The sequence below is a fragment of the Salinarimonas sp. NSM genome, assembly GCF_052380005.1.
GTDB lineage: Bacteria > Pseudomonadota > Alphaproteobacteria > Rhizobiales > Beijerinckiaceae > Salinarimonas.
Map to the genome: position 1 here is coordinate 1 of NZ_JBQTCJ010000024.1, position 17,111 is coordinate 17,111.

The window sequence follows — 17,111 nt, forward strand, 5'->3', positions numbered from 1 at the left end:
CGTTGTGACAGGGGCCGGGCCTCTTCGGCATACCCTGCCCATCCCCACGCCACCCCCTGCCTCCCATTTCACCCTGCCGCGAAATTGACAGCCGCCCCGGCATTTGATCACATGGTCAAAACTAGAGCCGGTCCAAGAGAGACCGGCCGAGGGTGAACGTGTCCGACCACTTCGCGATCAGGCCCGCGCGTCGAGTATCCGCGCGGCCGAGGGAGGCTCATGCCGTGAGCACGCATCCTGACATCGGCGCCGGCCGGCTTCCGGCGGAGGCCCTGGAGGCCGGCTTCGCCGACCTGCATCCGGCCCTCGACCGGAACGAGGCACGCGTCGCCTCCGAGCGCTGCCTGTTCTGCTACGACGCGCCCTGCATCCAGGCCTGCCCGACGGGCATCGACATCCCGCTGTTCATCCGCCAGATCATGGCGGAGAACCCGCAGGGCGCGGCGAAGACCATCCTCGACGCGAACATTTTCGGCGGCATGTGCGCCCGCGTCTGCCCCACCGAGACGCTCTGCGAGGAAGCCTGCGTGCGCATGGCCGAGGGTAAGCCCGTGGAGATCGGGCGGCTCCAGCGCTACGCCACCGACGCGTTGTTCTCCGCCGGCCGCCAGCTCTACCGGCAGGGCCCGGCGACGGGCGCGCGGGTCGCGGTCGTCGGCGCCGGTCCGGCGGGCCTCTCCTGCGCCCACAAGCTCGCGACGCTCGGCCACGCGGTCGACGTCTACGAGGCGCGCGAGAAGGCGGGCGGGCTCAACGAGCACGGCATCGCCGCCTACAAGACCACCGACGGCTTCGCGCAGCGCGAGGTCGACTTCGTCCTCGGCGTCGGCGGCATCACCATCCATCACGGCAAGCGGCTCGGCCGCGACGTCACGCTGGCCGCCCTCGCGGCCGATTACGACGCGGTCTTCCTCGGGCTCGGCCTGCAGGCGGTGAACGCGCTCGGCATCGACGAGGCGGGCCTCGCCAACATCGAGGACGCGGTCGCCTTCATCGAGCGGCTGCGCCAGACGCCGGATCTCTCGACGCTGCCGATCGGCCGCAAGGTCATCGTGGTGGGCGGCGGCATGACGGCGATCGACGCCGCCGTGCAGGCCAAGAAGCTCGGCGCGGAGGAGGTCACCCTCGTCTATCGCCGCGGCGCCGACGCCATGCCGGCCTCGCGCTACGAGCAGGAGGTGGCGCTCACGAACGGCGTCGTCATCCGCCACTTCGCGCGGCCCTACGCGGTGAAGGGGGAGGGCGGCACGCTCGCCTCGGTGCTGTTCATGCGCACCGCCCTCGATGGCGGTACGCTCGTCGACACCGGCGAGACCTTCGCGCTTCCCGCCGACCAGCTGTTCAAGGCGATCGGCCAGGTCTTCCTGCCCACCGACGTCGCCGACGAGAGCGCCGTGCTCGAGATGGACGGCGCCAAGATCGAGGCGGATGCGGAGGGGCGCACCTCCCTGCCCAAGGTCTGGGCCGGCGGCGACTGCACCCGCGGCAAGGACCTCACCGTCGTCGCGGTGGAGGACGGCAAGCAGGCCGCCCTCTCCATCCACCGGGCGCTCGCCGCCAGCATGCCCATCGCGGCAGAGTGAGGGAGGACGAGACCATGGCCGACCTGTCCGTGAACTTCTGCGGCATCAAGGCGCCCAACCCCTTCTGGCTCGCCTCCGCGCCGCCCACCGACAAGGCCTACAACGTCGAGCGCGCCTTCCGCGCCGGCTGGGGCGGCGTCGTCTGGAAGACGCTCGGCGAGGACCCGCCGGTCGTCAACGTGTCCGGCCCGCGCTACGGCGCGATCCACGGCCCGGACCGGCGCGTCATCGGCTTCAACAACATCGAGCTGATCACCGACCGTCCGCTCGAGGTGAACCTGCGCGAGATCAAGGAGGTCAAGCGCAAGTGGCCCGACCGGGCGATGGTCGTCTCGCTGATGGTGCCCTGCACCGAGGAGAGCTGGAAGGCGATCCTCGCGCGCGTCGAGGAGACCGAGGCGGACGGCGTCGAGCTCAATTTCGGCTGCCCGCACGGCATGTCGGAGCGCGGCATGGGCTCGGCGGTGGGGCAGGTGCCCGAGTACGTCGAGATGGTCGCGCGCTGGTGCAAGCAGCACACGCGCATGCCGGTAATCGTGAAGCTCACGCCCAATGTCGGCGACATCCGCAAGCCCGCGGAAGCCGCCAAGCGCGGCGGGGCGGACGCGGTGTCGCTGATCAACACCGTCAACTCGATCATGCACGTCGACCTCGACGCGATGTCGCCCTGGCCGCACACGGACGGCAAGGGCACGCACGGTGGCATGTGCGGGCCGGCGGTGAAGCCCATCGCGCTCAACATGACCGCCGAGATCGCCCGCTCGGAGGCCACCCGCGGCCTGCCGATCTCCGGCATCGGCGGCATCGAGACCTGGTCGGACGCCGCCGAGTTCATGGCGCTCGGTGCAGGCACCGTGCAGGTCTGCACGGCGGCGATGGTCTACGGCTTCAAGATCGTCGAGGAGATGAAGTCGGGCCTGTCCGACTGGATGGACGCCAAGGGCTATTCGCGCGTCTCCGACTTCGTGGGCAAGGCGGTCCCCAACGTCACCGACTGGCAGTACCTGAACCTCGACTACGCCGTGAAGGCCCAGATCGACCAGGACGCCTGCATCAAGTGCGGGCGCTGCCACATCGCCTGCGAGGACACCTCCCACCAGGCGATCACCAACATGGTCGACGGCGTGCGCAAGTTCGAGGTGATCGAGGAGGAATGCGTCGGCTGCAATCTGTGCGCCGTCGTCTGCCCGGTGGAGAACTGCATCACCATGGTGCCGCTGGAGAACGCGGTCGACAAGCGCACCGGCCGCTTCGTCGACGGCTCCTACCGGAACTGGACGCAGCACCCCAACAACCCGATGGCGAAGCAGCCGGTGGTCTACGACACCGACGCCGCGCTGGAACCCGCGGAGTAGGGCGCGCGGCCCGCGCGGGGCGTCTCACCCGTGCGGCATCGCCCCGTCGAGCAGGAGGCGCACGAGGCCCGCGCGCGTCTCCTCGAAGAACCCCTCGTCCGCCAGCGTGCGGCCCGTCACGGCCGCGACCTGCGAGGAGAAATCGGCGTAATGCTGCGTCGTCGCCCAAATCGCGAAGATGAGCGTGTGCGGATCGACGGGCGCGAGCCGCCCGGCGGCGATCCAGCCGCGCAGGATCGCGGTCTTCTCGTCGACGAGCAGCTTCAGCGGACCGTCGAGGACGCGCCCGAGCAGCGGCGCGCCCTGCAGGATCTCGAGCGCGAACAGCTTCGAGGCGGCTGGCATGTCGCGGGAATAGGCGAGCTTGCGGGCGACATAGGCGGCGAGCGCCGCGCGCGGGTCGCGTCCTTCGTCGAGCTCGCGCAGCGGTTCGAGCCAGAGCTCGAGCGTGCGGCGCAGAACGGCGAGGTAGAGCGCGTCCTTGGTCTTGAAGTAGTAGAGCAGGTTCGGCTTGGAAAGTCCTGCGGCGGCTGCGATCGCGTCGATGCGCGCGCCGTGGAAGCCGCGGCTCGCGAAGGCGTCGAGCGCCGCGTCGAGGATGCGCTCCTCGTTGGCCTCGCCCGCCCGGGTGCGCAGCCCGTTGCGTCCCGTCGCCGTCTCGTCACCGTCCACGCGCACCGCCTCGTCCATCCCGCCCTCCCGGCTCGGCCCGACGGTATGGCGTGGATGCGGGGGGAGGCAAGCGCGGATGGTCGCGCTTTCGATGTGGTTTCCGATGTGGTTTCCCTGCCGCGCCGCGCGGCGGGATGCCGAAGGGATGGGCAGGGATGCGGCGCAGCCGGCCGAACGGAGCGAGGGAGGTCGATGCAGGCGCTCCCCTCTCCCTCGTGGAGAGGGGCCGGGGGTGTGGGGCGTGCAGGATGGTCTCGGCGTCGATGCCGTCCTGCATCGCCGCGGCGGCCGGTTCGGCGAGCCCGCCCGCTGCCCGACGCCCCACACCCCCACCCCTCTCCACGAGGGAGAGGGGAGTTCCGTCGCGCACGCCTTCGCGCGGCGAGAGCGACCTGCGACGTCGGGGCGGCTCCCGCGGCACGCGTCTTGCCGGGGAGGCGCGCCGTGACGAGCGGTGAACCGTACGGATCGCGCTCTTGCGCCGCCGGCCCGGGCGGACGAAGCTGAAGAGGTCACGCAGGGACATGCGTCTGGAGGAGTACATGGCCGGATCCGCCGCCCCGCTCGGCGCGCACGCGGTGGCGCCCGTCGCCGCCGCGGCGGGCGACGCGTCGGTGATCGACGTGCGCGGGCTGTCGCTCACCTTCCAGACGGCGGACGGGCCGGTCTACGCGCTCTCCGACGTCGACCTCCAGGTCGCCGAGGGTGAGTTCGTCTCGTTCATCGGCCCCTCCGGCTGCGGAAAGACCACGCTTCTGCGCGTCATCGCCGATCTCGAGCGCGCCACCGGCGGGTCGATCACGGTCAACGGCATGACGCCGGAAGAGGCCCGCCTGAAGCGCGCCTACGGCTTCGTCTTCCAGGCACCGGCGCTCTATCCGTGGCGGACGGTGGGCCGCAACGTCGAGCTTCCGCTGGAGATATTCGGGCTCCCGAAGGCGGAGCGGCGGGAGCGCGTGGCGCGGATGCTGGAGCTCGTCAACCTCGCGGGCTTCGCCAAGAAGTACCCCTGGCAGCTGTCGGGCGGCATGCAGCAACGCGCCTCGATCGCCCGCGCGCTCTCCTTCGACCCGCAGCTCCTCCTGATGGACGAGCCCTTCGGCGCGCTCGACGAGATCGTGCGCGATCACCTGAACGAGCAGCTGCTGCAGCTCTGGGCGAAGACGAGGAAGACGGTCGTCTTCGTCACGCATTCGATCCCCGAGGCGGTGTTCCTGTCGACCAAGATCGTGGTGATGTCCCCGCGCCCGGGCCGGATCATCGACGTGATCGACTGCGACCTCGGTCCCGACCGCCCCCTCGACATCCGCGAGACCCCGGAATTCCTGAAGATCGCCCACCGCGTGCGCGAGGGGCTGCGGGCGGGGCATTCGTACGATGATTGAGGGGATGCGCGCCGCTGTCATCCCGGGTCGCGAAGCGGGCCCGGGACCCAGAACCGCCGCGGCGTCCCGAGCGGCGTGCAACGCCGCGTCCCCGCACATCGATGCCGGCGCGAGCGTCGCGGGACGCGCGCGCTTCGCGCACGCCGAGGGAAACGTCGGAGGTTCTGGGTCCCGGACTTGCTTCGCAATCCGGGATGACAGGGGAGGGCGCCCATGACCGCCGGAACCAGCTCCTCCACCACCGTCCCCCTCGTCGGCGCCGCCCGTCCCGGCCTCCTCGGCAGGCTGTGGCGCGGCAATGCCGGGCCGGTTCTCGCCGTCGTCGCGGCGATCCTGGTGGTCTGGTACGTCGCGGCGATCCTGATGAACTGGACCGGCGTCTCCGAGCGCTTCGCACGGATGGGGCAGGAGGCGACGACGGGCACGGTCTTCTGGCAGACCATGGCCGAGGACCGGCCGATGCTGCCGGCACCGCACCAGATCCTGGTCGAGCTCGACAAGACCATCCTCGACGTGGCGCCGACCTCCCGGCGGAGCCTCGTCTACCACGCCACCGAGACCATCTCGGCGACGCTGGTCGGTTTCCTGATGGGCTCGGCGCTCGGCGTGCTGCTCGCGGTCGGCATCGTGCATCTGCGCACGCTCCAGAAGAGCCTGATGCCGTGGGTGATCTCCTCGCAGACCGTGCCGATCCTCGCCATCGCGCCGATCATCGTCGTGGTGCTGGGCTCGATCGGGCTGCGCGGGCTGATCCCCAAGGCGATCATCTCCGCCTATCTCTGCTTCTTCCCCGTCACGATCGGCATGGTGAAGGGGCTCGAGGCGCCCGACCGCATCCAGCGCGACCTGATGCGCACCTATTCCGCCTCTTCCTGGGAGATCTTCTGGAAGCTGCGGCTGCCGGCCTCGCTGCCCTACCTGTTCGCGAGCCTCAAGGTCGCGATCGCGATCTCGCTCGTGGGCGCCATCGTCGCCGAATTGCCGACGGGTGCGCAGGCCGGGCTCGGGGCGCGGCTGCTGGCGGGCTCCTACTATGGGCAGACGATCCAGATCTGGTCGGCGCTCGTCGTCGCCGCCGCCTGCGCGGCGCTCCTCGTCGTGGCGGTCGGGCTCCTCGAGAAGGCGGTCATGCGCGCCATGGGAGGCCGGCCGTGAGCGGCTTTCTCGCCCGCCGGCTGGCGAGCCCCGCCAAGGTCGCCTGGCTGATCGCGCTGACCTGGGTCGGCTGCGTCTACGCGGTCGGGCTCGTGCATCAGCCCGACGTCGCGGGGAACGCGGGCGGCGGCTTCTGGGCGCTGGTGATCGCGCTGTGGGCGACGGCGACGCTGTCGGTCTCCGGCCTCGCCGGGCTGAAGACGCGCTCGAAGACGGCGCAGGCGGCGATCGACCTCTTCACGCCGCTCCTGTTCGGCGCCTTCCTGTTCTTCCTGTGGGAGGTCGTGGTCGTCGGCCTCGGCGTGCCGGGCGCGCTGATGCCGCCGCCGTCGGCGATCTTCGCCCGCTTCATCGCTTCCGCCGACCTGCTCTGGGCCGATTTCCAGCAGACCTTCCTCAAGGGCGTGCTGATCGGCTACGCCATCGGCTGCCTGTCCGGCTTCGCGGTGGCGATTCTCGCCGACCGCGTGCCGTTCCTGCGCCGGGGCCTGCTGCCGGTGGGCAACTTCGTCGCCGCGCTCCCCATCATCGGCATCGCGCCGATCATGGTGATGTGGTTCGGCTTCGACTGGCCGTCCAAGGCGGCGGTCGTCGTGGTGATGACGTTCTTCCCCATGCTGGTCAACGTCGTCGCGGGCCTGGAGGAGGCCTCCCGGATGGAGCGCGACCTGATGCGCTCCTACGCGGCGGGCTACTGGGAGACGCTCGTCAAGCTGCGCATCCCCGCGGCGCTGCCCTTCGTCTTCAACGCGCTGAAGATCAACTCGACGCTGGCGCTGATCGGCGCGATCGTGGCCGAGTTCTTCGGCACGCCGATCGTGGGCATGGGCTTTCGCATCTCGGCCGAGGCGGCGCGCCTGGGCCTCGACATGGTCTGGGCCGTGATCGCGCTCGCCGCGATCGCCGGCTCCGCTTTCTATGGTCTCGTCGCGCTCGCCGAGCGCGCCGCGACGTTCTGGCATCCGTCGATCCGCAGATAACAGGGGCGCGGCGACGGCAGTGGAGGAGAGAGGACGATGCTGAAGAAGACGGTGCTCACCGGGGCCGCGGGTCTCGGGCTGCTCGTGGGCCTGACGGCCGGCGCGCAGGCGCAGATGACCGACATCACGCTCCAGCTGAAGTGGGTCACGCAGTCCCAGTTCGCGGGCTACTACGTGGCGCAGGACAAGGGGTTCTACGAGGAGGAGGGCCTCGACGTCACCATCAACCCGGGCGGCCCGGACATCGCGCCCCCGCAGCTGATCGCCGGCGGCGGCGCGGACGTGATCGTCGAGTGGATGCCCGCGGCGCTCGCCGCCCGCGAGCGCGGCGTGCCGCTCGTCAACATCGCCCAGCCCTTCGAGCGCTCGGGCATGATGCTGACCTGCCGCGAGGACACGGGCATCGAGAGCCCGGAGGACTTCCCCGGCAAGACGCTCGGCGTCTGGTTCGCGGGCAACGAGTATCCGTTCCTCGCCTGGATGGCGCGGCTCGGCCTCGCCACCGACGGCTCGGACGGCGGGGTGACTGTGCTGCGCCAGGGCTTCAACGTCGACCCGCTGATCCAGGGCCAGGCGGACTGCGTCTCGACCATGACCTACAACGAGTACTGGCAGGTCATCGACGCGGGGTTCACCCCCGAGCAGCTCGTCGTGTTCCCCTACGCGGACCAGGGCGTGGCGACGCTCGAGGACGGACTCTATGTCGACGAGAACCGGCTCGAGGATCCCGAGTTCGTCGAGGCCATGGGCAAGTTCGTGCGCGCCTCGATGAAGGGCTGGGAATACGCCCGTGAGAACCCCGAGGAGGCGGCCATGATCGTCCTCGAGAACGACGCCAGCGGCGCCCAGACCGAGGAGCACCAGGTGCGCATGATGGGCGAGATCGCCAAGCTGCTGGCTTCCGGCGACGGCGCGGGCCGTCTCGACCCGGCCGCCTACGAGCAGACGGTGGAGACGCTGCTCTCCTCGGGCGGCGACAGCCCGGTGATCTCGCAGGCCCCCGAGGGCGCCTGGACGCACGCGATCGTCGACGCCGCCGGCCTCTGATCGGCGCATGACACGGGGATCGGCCGGCGCAGGCGCGGCCGATCCCGCACCATCGGCAACGAGCACGAACAACGGGATTGCAGGGGAGGACGTCATGGCCTTCGTCATCAAGGGCGGAACCGTCGTCAACGCGGACATCTCCGAGCGCGCGGACGTGCTCGTGGAGGGGCAGACCATCGTCGCTGTCGGCCCGGACCTCGACGTGCCCGCGGGTGCGGAGGTGATCGACGCGACCGGCGCCTACGTCATGCCCGGCGGCATCGACCCGCACACGCACATGGAGTTCTCCTTCATGGGCACGGTGTCGGCCGACGACTTCGAGTGGGGCACGAAGGCCGCGCTCTCCGGCGGCACGACGATGATCGTCGACTTCTGCATTCCCGGCCCGGGCCAGAGCATGGTCGAGGCCTACCGCGACTGGCGGGCGAAGTCCGAGAAGGCCGCGGGCGACTATTCCTACCACCTCGCCGTCACGCACTGGGACGAGCAGGTGTTCGACGACATGGCGGCCATCGTCAACGAGCACGGGGTGAACACCTTCAAGCACTTCATGGCCTACAAGGGCGCGCTGATGGTGGAGGACGACGTGCTCTTCCATTCCTTCAAGCGCTGCGCCGATCTCGGCGCCATGGCGATGGTGCACGCCGAGAACGGCGAGGTCGTCGCGCAATTGCAGGAGGACTACATGGGCCGCGGCATGTCCGGGCCCGAGTTCCACGCCTATTCGCGCCCGCCCGAGGTCGAGGGCGAGGCGGCGAACCGCGCCATCATGATCGCCGACATGGCCGGCTGCCAGCTCTACATCGTGCACGTGTCGTGTAGGGAGGCGCACGAGGCCATCGCCCGTGCCCGCGCCGCCGGCAAGCGCGTCTACGGCGAGCCGCTGATCCAGCACCTCACGCTGGACGAGACCGACTACCACAACGTGGACTGGGACTACGCCGCGCGCCGCGTGATGTCGCCGCCCTTCCGCCCGAAGAAGCACCAGGAGAGCCTCTGGACCGGGCTGCAGGCGGGCTCGCTCCAGGTGGTGGCGACGGACCACTGCTCGTTCACCAGCGAGCAGAAGCGCATGGGGCTCGATGACTTCCGCAAGATCCCCAACGGGACGGGGGGGCTCGAGGACCGCATGCCGGTGCTGTGGACGAAGGGCGTCTCGACCGGCATCCTGACGCCCAACGAATTCGTGGCGGCGACCTCCACCAACTCGGCGAAGATCCTCAACTGCTATCCGCGAAAGGGCGCGATCAGGAAGGGCGCGGACGCCGACATCGTGATCTGGGATCCGGAGGCGACGAAGACGATCTCGGCGGCGACCCAGGTGTCGCGGATCGACTACAACGTCTTCGAGGGCGTCAAGCTGAAGGGCCTGCCGGCGAAGGTGTTCCTGCGCGGGCGGCTCGCCGCGCAGAACGGCGAGGTCCTGGCCGAGCGCGGCTGGGGCACGTTCATCGCCAGAAAGCCCTTCCCCGCGCCCGCCCGCGCGCTCGCCACGTTCAAGGCGCTCACCGCCCCGCGGCCGATCGCGCGCGAGCACGGCACGGTGGTGCCGTAGCTCCCTCCCTGTAGGGGAGGGGACGATCCGCGAAGCGGATCAGGGGTGGGGTCCGTCGCCTGCATCTCTTCCGCTTCGCGGAATGCGCCTTCGGCGCGCCCCATCCGTCTCGGCGCTGCGCGCCGATCCACCTTCCCCTGCAGGGAAGGGAAAGACGCATCCGAGTGAGAAACGTCCCATGCAGAACCTCACGATCGACGCCCAGCGCCTCTGGGACACCCTGATGGAGACCGCCAAGGTGGGCGGGACGCCCAAGGGCGGCATCAAGCGGCTCACCCTCACGGATCTCGACCGCGAGATCCGCGACTGGTTCAAGGTCGAGTGCGAGGCGCTCGGCTGCACCGTCGAGGTGGACGAGGTCGGCAACATGTTCGCGACCCGTCCCGGCAGGCGCTCGGACGTCGCGCCCATCGCCATCGGCTCGCATCTCGACACGCAGCCCACCGGCGGCAAGTTCGACGGCGTGCTCGGCGTGCTCGGCGGCCTCGAGGTGATGCGCACGCTCCATGCGCTCGGCTACGAGACCAACGCACCGCTGATGCTGGTGAACTGGACGAACGAGGAGGGCTCGCGCTTCGCCCCCGCCATGCTCGGCTCCGGCGTCTATGCCGGCGTGTTCGACACCGCATTCGCCGACTCGCGAGAGGACCGCCAGGGCGTCACCTTCAAGGAGGCGATCGAGGCGATCGGCTATCGCGGGACGAAGAAGCCCGGCGAGGTGAAGTTCTCCGCCATGCTCGAGCTCCACATCGAGCAGGGGCCGATCCTGGAGGCCGAGGGCAGGACCATCGGCGTCGTGCAGGGCGTGCAAGGCATGCGCTGGTACGAGGTGACGCTCACCGGCCGCGAGGCGCATACGGGCTCGACGCCGATGCGCCTGCGCAAGAACGCGCTCGTGGGCGCGGCGCGCCTCGTCGAGCGGATCGACGCCATCGCCCACGCGCACGCGCCCGACGCGGTCGGCACGGTGGGCCTGCTCGAGGTGACGCCGAACTCGCGCAACGTCATCCCCGGGCAGGTGTTCTTCACGGTCGACTTCCGCCACCCGGAGGATGCCGTCCTCGCGCGGATGGAGGCCGAGCTGTACGCCGCCATCGCCGAGGTCGCGGCCGAGATCGGGCTCGAGGTCGAGCACAAGAAGGTGTGGGACTCGCCGCCGGTGAAGTTCGACCCGGACCTGATCGCCGCCGTCCGCAACGGCGCCGAGAAGGCCGGCTTCCCCCACCGCGACATGATCTCCGGCGCCGGCCACGACGCCGCCTACACCGCCCGCGTCGCGCCCACGACGATGGTGTTCGTACCCTGCGAGGGCGGGCTCTCGCACAACGAGGCGGAATCGACGTCGATGGAGGAATGCGCCGCGGGGGCGCAGGTGCTGCTGAACGCGCTCCTGGAGTACGACGCGCGGTTCGCGTGAGGGGTCACCCCGCCTTCGGCCCGCGCTTCCTTCTGGGAGCGCGGGCGTCCGGCGCGTCGTCCTCGCCCCCGAGCGCTGCGAAGCCGGTGAGGATCACGTTCGGGCGGTCGGGAAAGCGCGCGACCAGCTCGAGCCGGCCGCCCATCGCCGCGACATACTCGGAGAGCGTGGAGAGCAGCAGGTCGGAGCGCTGCTCCAGCCGGGATACCGAGTCCTGGCCGATCTCGAGCAGCTCCGCCATCCGCGCCTGCGTCAGCTCCCGCGCCCGCCGCAAGTCGCGCAGGGTCATCTCCTCGCCGATCAGCTCCGCGGCGCGACGCTCGACCTCGGCGCGCTCGTTCGGTGGAAGGCGGTCGATGATCTCTTGCAGGGTCACGTACATCAGCGATCTCCCTCGGCGAGTCGGCCGTCCAGGTGGTCGGCGAAGCGTCGATCCGCCGTCGTGACGAGCCACCGGTAAAATCGGTTCTGAGCTTGCCCCGACTTGTCCCCACCGACCAGCAGAATTGCGTGTCGTTCCGGGTCGAACGCGAACGCAACGCGCCATACGCCACCACCCGCGTTGAAGCGCAATTCCTTCATGTTCCCGTAGCGTGATCCCACCAAGGTATCGACATGGGGTCGCTTCGCCAGCGGCCCGAACCGCTCCAGCCAGCGCGTCTGGGAGACGAGTTCGATGCGCACGCTCCGATCCATGCGCGCGATCTCTTCCGCAAACTCCGGATGAAAAACGACCCGCCAGCTCATGCAGTTTCTTCGCACGGCCGTTCTATGGAGTCAAATACATGTCCTAGTAGAAAGAAAAAGGGGACCTCCGGTTGGGAGGCCCCCATCGATCCGTCCCGCCGCTGCCGTACGCGCCGCTCACGCCTGCGCGAGATGGCTCTCGTCCACCGCGCGCATGTGCGGCTCGCGCTCGCTTTTGATGTGGTAGACGGCCTCGCCGTCGCGCTCGCCGGGGACGATGCGGATGATCTCGTAGGTCAGGGCCATCTGGTTGGGATGGATGCGGATCATCTGCCGCTCGTCCGCCACCAGCTTCACCTTGTCCCCGAGCGAGAACCGCGCCTGCTCCATCATGGTCGTGCCTCCTTGCATGCTGGGCAGACAACGCCTGAGCTTCGGGGAAGTTCGGAGCGGAGCGGGAAGATTCCTCTCCGCAGGAATTTCGGCCGCGCGTCCTACTCGGCCGCCTGGCGCGTCGCGCGCTTGCGTGCCGGCTTCTTCTCAGCGGCGGGCTTCGTCTCCCCGGACCCCGCTTTCTTCCCCACCGGCTTCGTCGCCGTCTTCCCCGCCGTCCCGGCCGCATCCTCGGTCACCCCCACCGTCTTCATCGGACGGCGCGAAAGAACCTCCGCCAGGAAGCGCCCCGTATGGCTTCCCTTCGCGCGGGCGATCTCCTCGGGCGTGCCCTCGGCGACGATGCGGCCGCCGCCGTCGCCGCCCTCGGGGCCGAGGTCGATCACCCAGTCGGCGGTCTTGATGACCTCGAGGTTGTGCTCGATGACGACGACCGTGTTGCCCTGGTCGGCGAGCTCGTGCAGCACCTCGAGCAGCTTGGCCACGTCGTGGAAATGCAGGCCCGTGGTCGGCTCGTCGAGGATGTAGAGCGTGCGGCCGGTGGCGCGCTTGGAGAGCTCTTTCGAGAGCTTCACCCGCTGCGCCTCGCCGCCTGACAGCGTGGTCGCCTGCTGGCCGACCTTGACGTAGCCGAGCCCGACGCGGGCGAGCGTCTCCATCTTCTCGCGGATCGAGGGCACGGCCTTGAACAGCTCGCGCGCCTCCTCGACCGTCATGTCGAGCACGTCGGCGATGGACCGGCCGCGATACTTCACCTCCAGCGTCTCGCGGTCGTAGCGCTTGCCCTTGCAGACGTCGCAGGTGACGTAGACGTCCGGCAGGAAGTGCATCTCGATCTTGATGACGCCGTCTCCCTGGCAGGCCTCGCAGCGCCCGCCCTTGACGTTGAAGGAGAAGCGCCCCGGCTGGTAGCCGCGGGCCTTCGCGTCCGGCAATTGCGCGAACCACTCGCGGATGGGCGTGAACGCGCCCGTGTAGGTCGCGGGATTGGAGCGCGGCGTGCGGCCGATGGGCGACTGGTCGATGTCGATGACCTTGTCGAGGTGCTCGAGCCCCTCGAGGCGATCGTGCGGGGCGGGGTGCTCCATGGCGCCGTTGAGCTTGCGCGCCACGGACTTGTAGAGCGTGTCGATGACGAGCGTCGACTTGCCGCCCCCGGAGACGCCGGTGACGCAGGTGAAGGTGCCGAGCGGGATCTCGACATCGACGTTCTTGAGGTTGTTACCCCGCGCGCCGACGACCTTGAGCGCGCGCCCCTTCTGCCCCTTGCGGCGCATCTTGGGCGTCGCCACCGCCATCGCGCCGGTGAGGTACTTGCCGGTGAGCGAGGCGGGGCTCGCCATCACCTGCGCGGGCGTGCCCTTGGCGATGATCTCGCCGCCGTGGATGCCGGCACCCGGCCCGACGTCGACGACGTAGTCCGCCTGGAGGATCGCGTCCTCGTCGTGCTCCACCACGATGACCGTGTTGCCGAGGTCGCGCAGGCGCTTGAGCGTGCCGAGCAGGCGCTCGTTGTCACGCTGGTGCAGGCCGATCGAGGGCTCGTCGAGCACGTAGAGCACGCCGGTGAGCCCAGAGCCGATCTGCGAGGCGAGGCGGATGCGCTGGCTCTCGCCGCCCGACAGGGTGCCGGAGGCCCGCGAGAGCGTCAGGTACTCGAGCCCGACGTCGAGCAGGAAGGTGAGCCGCTCGCGGATCTCCTTGAGGATGCGCCCGGCGATCTCCGTCTGCTTCGCGTCGAGCCGCGGCGGCAGGTCCTCGAACCAGGCGCCGGCGTCGCGCACGGACAGGCGCGTCACGTCGCCGATGTCGCAGCCGGCGATCTTCACCGCGAGCGCCTCGGGCTTGAGCCGCTTGCCGCCGCAGGCGGCGCAGGGCGTCTCGGACATGTAGCGCGAGATCTCCTCGCGCGCCCAGTCGCTCTCCGTCTCCTTGTAGCGCCGCTCCAGGTTCGGGATCACGCCCTCGAACGGCTTGCGCACCTCGTAGGCGCGCAGGCCGTCGTCGTAGGCCATCCTCACCGGCTCGCCGCCCGAGCCGTGCAGGATCACCTCGCGCGCCTTCGCCGGAAGGTCCCGCCACGCGACGTTCGTCTTGAAGCCGTAGTGCTTCGCGAGCGCGTCCAGCGTCTGGCCATAATAGGGCGAGGTCGACTTCGCCCAGGGCGCGATGGCGCCCTTCCTGAGGGTGGCGCTCTCGTCCGGGACGATCAGGTCCGGGTCGATGCGCATCTCGTGGCCGATGCCGTCGCAGGTCGGGCAGGCGCCGAACGGGTTGTTGAAGGAGAACAGCCGCGGCTCGATCTCGGGAATGGTGAAGCCGGAGACCGGGCAGGCGAACTTCTGCGAGAAGACGAGGCGCCGCGGCGCGCCGGTCTCGTCCTTCTCGTCCGCCCATTCGATCACGGCGATGCCGTCGGCGAGCTCGAGCGCGGTCTCGAGGCTCTCGGAGAGACGCGCGCCGATGTCGCCGCGCACGACGAGCCGGTCGACCACCACGTCGATGTCGTGCTTGAACTTCTTGTCGAGCGTCGGCGCATCCGGGATCTCGTAGTAGGCCCCGTCGATCTTGACGCGCTGGAAGCCCTTCTTCTGCCACTCGGCGAGCTCCTTGCGGTATTCGCCCTTGCGCCCGCGCACGACGGGGGCGAGGAGGTAGAGCCGCGTCTTCTCCGGCAGCGCCAGCGTCCTATCGACCATCTGCGAGATCGTCTGGCTCTCGATCGGCAGGCCCGTGGCGGGCGAGTAGGGCACGCCGACGCGCGCCCAGAGCAGGCGCATGTAGTCGTAGATCTCGGTGACGGTTCCCACCGTCGAGCGCGGGTTCTTCGAGGTGGTCTTCTGCTCGATGGAGATCGCCGGCGAGAGCCCGTCGATCTGGTCGACGTCGGGCTTCTGCATCATCTCCAGGAACTGGCGGGCGTAGGCCGAGAGGCTCTCGACATAGCGCCGCTGGCCCTCCGCGTAGATCGTGTCGAAGGCGAGAGAGCTCTTCCCCGAGCCCGACAGCCCCGTGAGCACGACGAGCCTGTCGCGCGGGATCATCAGGTCGACGTTCTTCAAGTTGTGCTCGCGCGCCCCGCGGACGGAAATCACGCGGGCGGTGGGGTCGCCGGCGCGGGCGCGGTCGAACAGATCGTCGAGATCGGACATGCGGACAGGCTCGTCGGGTGGGAGCGGGCGGGGACTGTGCGCCCCCGTGGACCGCGTCGATATAGTGCGTCGATGCGCGTGCGCCATCGGCCCGGGAGGCCCGTCCCTTCCGATTCTCGGACGCGCCGCCACACACCTTCGAGGACTAGAACGAAACGGATACGAATACAAGGCGGGGGGTTCGGCCGGATGCAAGGCGCGGCGCGCAGGACGCTCACCGTCGCCGGCTCCCGACCGTTGCCTCCGCGCCACAGCGGCGACGCGGCGCACCCGCCGTGCTCGCCAACCCGTGACTTGCCTTAATTCGGCCCGTCGATCATCGTTCGGTAACCGAGACGCAGCATCCTCGCGGGGCCGCGTGCGACGGTCCGCGTCGGCACGCGCCCCGCCCTGCACGAGAGACGACACCGCCCGATGATCACCCGCCGCGCTCTTCTCGCCAACGGCTCGCTCGCCCTCGCGTCCCTCCTCGCCGCCCGCACGGCCTCCGCCCAGGGGCTGCAATACGCGCAGTACCAGGCGGAGTGGGCCCAGAACTACGACGCCGCCACCCGCAGCCGCGTGGAGCGGATCGACACGCCGATCCTCTCGCCGCAGACGCTGGCGGCGACGGAGGAGATGATCGCGCGCTACGCCGACATCGTCGCCCGCGGCGGCTGGGGCCGCATCGGCGACGAGAGGCTCGGGCTCGGCTCTCGCTCACCCGGCGTCGTCGCCCTGCGACGGCGGCTCATCCAGTCCGGCGACCTCGATCCGGCGGCGGGCTCGGCCGACGCGTACGATTCCTTCGTCGAGGCGGCGGTGCGCCGCGTGCAGACCCGCCATGGCCTGACGCCGACCGGCGCGGTCAACGGCTCGACCATCGTGTCGCTGAACGTGCCGGCGGACGTGCGCCTTCAGCAGCTCGAGCTCAACGTCGTGCGCCTGCGCGCCTATTCCGGCAGCCTCGGCGATCGCTACGTGATCGTGAACATGCCGTCGGCCACCGTCGAGGCGGTGGAGAACGGCGTCGTCGCGAGCCGCCACGCCGCCGGCGTCGGCAAGATCGACCGGCCCTCGCCGATCTTCAACTCGCGCATCACAGAGATCAACTTCAACCCGACGTGGACGGTGCCGGCCTCGATCATCCGCCGCGACCTGATCCCGCTGATGCAGCAGAACCCGTCCTATCTGACGGACAACCGCATCCGCATCTTCACCCACCAGGGCCAGGAGATCGCGCCGGAGGCGGTGAACTGGTTCTCGGACGAGGGCACGCGCTACGTCTTCCGCCAGGACCCGGGCGGCGAGTTCAACTCTCTCGGCTTCGTGCGCATCAACATGCCGAACACCGAGCAGGTCTACATGCACGACACGCCGGCGCGCGGCATCTTCGGCGACGACTTCCGCTTCGTCTCCTCGGGCTGCGTGCGTATCCAGAGCGTGCGCGAGCTGGTGGTCTGGCTGCTGGCGCAGGAGCAGGGCTGGGATCGCGCGCGCATCGACGAGACGTTCCGCTCCGGCGAGCGGATCGACGTGCGTCTCTCGCAGAACATCAACAACTACTGGACCTACATCACCGCCTGGGCGACGCCGGACGGCACCGTCCAGTTCCGCGACGACATCTACGAGCGCGACGGCATCGCCGGCGTCCCGATCGCCCGCGCGCCGGGCTCCGAGGACGGCTGAGCGGTCCTGCCCGCCGGCCGCCGCACCGAGGCACCGCCGACGGGGGAGGGGACCTCCCCCGT

14 protein-coding genes are annotated in these 17,111 nt (G+C 69.7%); 9 read left to right on the forward strand and 5 right to left on the reverse strand.

Annotated features, from left to right (window positions below; translation table 11 throughout):
- Positions 1–224 precede the first annotated feature (224 nt).
- Both ACTZWW_RS10675 and preA read left to right on the forward strand, forming a co-directional pair.
- On the forward strand, positions 225–1,583 hold the full coding sequence (locus ACTZWW_RS10675; RefSeq protein WP_444780938.1) for an NAD(P)-dependent oxidoreductase: 1,359 nt from the start codon (positions 225–227) through the stop codon (positions 1,581–1,583).
- 14 nt (positions 1,584–1,597) lie between these two features.
- Positions 1,598–2,938 carry an NAD-dependent dihydropyrimidine dehydrogenase subunit PreA gene (gene preA, locus ACTZWW_RS10680; RefSeq protein WP_444780939.1) on the forward strand — a complete coding sequence of 447 codons (1,341 nt, stop codon included), beginning with the start codon at positions 1,598–1,600 and terminating at the stop codon, positions 2,936–2,938.
- A 24-nt stretch (positions 2,939–2,962) separates the two neighbouring features.
- Here preA and rutR read toward each other — a convergent pair whose 3' ends face one another.
- Positions 2,963–3,628, reverse strand: coding sequence for an HTH-type transcriptional regulator RutR (gene rutR / locus ACTZWW_RS10685; protein WP_444780940.1), 666 nt, complete (start codon positions 3,626–3,628; stop codon positions 2,963–2,965).
- Positions 3,629–4,152: 524 nt separating this feature from the next.
- On the opposite strand from rutR, the gene ACTZWW_RS10690 reads away from it, so the two are divergent.
- From ACTZWW_RS10690 to ACTZWW_RS10715, 6 genes are all read left to right on the forward strand, one after another.
- Complete coding sequence (locus ACTZWW_RS10690; protein WP_444780941.1) at positions 4,153–4,995, forward strand: ABC transporter ATP-binding protein; 843 nt, start codon at positions 4,153–4,155, stop codon at positions 4,993–4,995.
- 213 nt (positions 4,996–5,208) lie between these two features.
- A complete protein-coding gene (locus tag ACTZWW_RS10695; RefSeq protein ID WP_444780942.1) occupies positions 5,209–6,150 on the forward strand; it encodes an ABC transporter permease in 942 nt (313 codons plus the stop codon).
- Positions 6,147–7,130 carry an ABC transporter permease gene (locus ACTZWW_RS10700; protein ID WP_444780943.1) on the forward strand — a complete coding sequence of 328 codons (984 nt, stop codon included), beginning with the start codon at positions 6,147–6,149 and terminating at the stop codon, positions 7,128–7,130. Before ACTZWW_RS10695 ends, ACTZWW_RS10700 begins: the two co-directional genes overlap by 4 nt.
- A 36-nt stretch (positions 7,131–7,166) precedes the next feature.
- Positions 7,167–8,177, forward strand: coding sequence for an ABC transporter substrate-binding protein (locus ACTZWW_RS10705; protein WP_444780944.1), 1,011 nt, complete (start codon positions 7,167–7,169; stop codon positions 8,175–8,177).
- Positions 8,178–8,271: 94 nt separating this feature from the next.
- Positions 8,272–9,732: a dihydropyrimidinase gene (gene hydA / locus ACTZWW_RS10710; protein WP_444780945.1), complete on the forward strand. Its 1,461-nt coding sequence runs from the start codon at positions 8,272–8,274 to the stop codon at positions 9,730–9,732.
- Between the two features lie 178 nt (positions 9,733–9,910).
- Positions 9,911–11,149, forward strand: coding sequence for a Zn-dependent hydrolase (locus ACTZWW_RS10715; protein ID WP_444780946.1), 1,239 nt, complete (start codon positions 9,911–9,913; stop codon positions 11,147–11,149).
- A 4-nt stretch (positions 11,150–11,153) separates the two neighbouring features.
- On the opposite strand, the gene ACTZWW_RS10720 is transcribed toward ACTZWW_RS10715, so the two are convergent.
- The 4 genes from ACTZWW_RS10720 to uvrA form a co-directional block, all read right to left on the reverse strand.
- The gene (locus ACTZWW_RS10720) at positions 11,154–11,531 is read right to left on the reverse strand and encodes a helix-turn-helix domain-containing protein (protein ID WP_444780947.1); all 378 of its coding nucleotides are present in this window, start codon (positions 11,529–11,531) and stop codon (positions 11,154–11,156) included.
- Positions 11,531–11,896, reverse strand: a complete 366-nt coding sequence (locus ACTZWW_RS10725) for a type II toxin-antitoxin system RelE/ParE family toxin (RefSeq protein WP_444780948.1) — start codon at positions 11,894–11,896, stop codon at positions 11,531–11,533. Before ACTZWW_RS10725 ends, ACTZWW_RS10720 begins: the two co-directional genes overlap by 1 nt.
- Before the next feature lie 117 nt (positions 11,897–12,013).
- Entirely contained in the window at positions 12,014–12,229 is a 216-nt protein-coding gene (locus tag ACTZWW_RS10730; RefSeq protein WP_444780949.1) for a hypothetical protein, read from the reverse strand.
- Between the two features lie 101 nt (positions 12,230–12,330).
- On the reverse strand, positions 12,331–15,381 hold the full coding sequence (gene uvrA / locus ACTZWW_RS10735; protein WP_444780950.1) for an excinuclease ABC subunit UvrA: 3,051 nt from the start codon (positions 15,379–15,381) through the stop codon (positions 12,331–12,333).
- A 414-nt stretch (positions 15,382–15,795) separates the two neighbouring features.
- Between uvrA and ACTZWW_RS10740 the strand changes: the two genes are divergently transcribed.
- The gene (locus tag ACTZWW_RS10740; RefSeq protein WP_444780951.1) at positions 15,796–17,049 is read left to right on the forward strand and encodes a L,D-transpeptidase family protein; all 1,254 of its coding nucleotides are present in this window, start codon (positions 15,796–15,798) and stop codon (positions 17,047–17,049) included.
- Positions 17,050–17,111 lie beyond the last annotated feature (62 nt).

What these genes read in the sequence shown, in the direction of transcription:
- preA (WP_444780939.1), top strand. Translation starts at nt 1,598, where the DNA reads ATGGCCGACCTGTCCGTGAACTTCTGCGGCATCAAGGCGCCCAACCCC.
- rutR (WP_444780940.1), bottom strand. Translation starts at nt 3,628, where the DNA reads ATGGACGAGGCGGTGCGCGTGGACGGTGACGAGACGGCGACGGGACGC.
- ACTZWW_RS10690 (WP_444780941.1), top strand. Translation starts at nt 4,153, where the DNA reads ATGGCCGGATCCGCCGCCCCGCTCGGCGCGCACGCGGTGGCGCCCGTC.
- ACTZWW_RS10695 (WP_444780942.1), top strand. Translation starts at nt 5,209, where the DNA reads ATGACCGCCGGAACCAGCTCCTCCACCACCGTCCCCCTCGTCGGCGCC.
- ACTZWW_RS10705 (WP_444780944.1), top strand. Translation starts at nt 7,167, where the DNA reads ATGCTGAAGAAGACGGTGCTCACCGGGGCCGCGGGTCTCGGGCTGCTC.
- hydA (WP_444780945.1), top strand. Translation starts at nt 8,272, where the DNA reads ATGGCCTTCGTCATCAAGGGCGGAACCGTCGTCAACGCGGACATCTCC.
- ACTZWW_RS10715 (WP_444780946.1), top strand. Translation starts at nt 9,911, where the DNA reads ATGCAGAACCTCACGATCGACGCCCAGCGCCTCTGGGACACCCTGATG.
- ACTZWW_RS10720 (WP_444780947.1), bottom strand. Translation starts at nt 11,531, where the DNA reads ATGTACGTGACCCTGCAAGAGATCATCGACCGCCTTCCACCGAACGAG.
- ACTZWW_RS10725 (WP_444780948.1), bottom strand. Translation starts at nt 11,896, where the DNA reads ATGAGCTGGCGGGTCGTTTTTCATCCGGAGTTTGCGGAAGAGATCGCG.
- ACTZWW_RS10730 (WP_444780949.1), bottom strand. Translation starts at nt 12,229, where the DNA reads ATGATGGAGCAGGCGCGGTTCTCGCTCGGGGACAAGGTGAAGCTGGTG.
- uvrA (WP_444780950.1), bottom strand. Translation starts at nt 15,381, where the DNA reads ATGTCCGATCTCGACGATCTGTTCGACCGCGCCCGCGCCGGCGACCCC.
- ACTZWW_RS10740 (WP_444780951.1), top strand. Translation starts at nt 15,796, where the DNA reads ATGATCACCCGCCGCGCTCTTCTCGCCAACGGCTCGCTCGCCCTCGCG.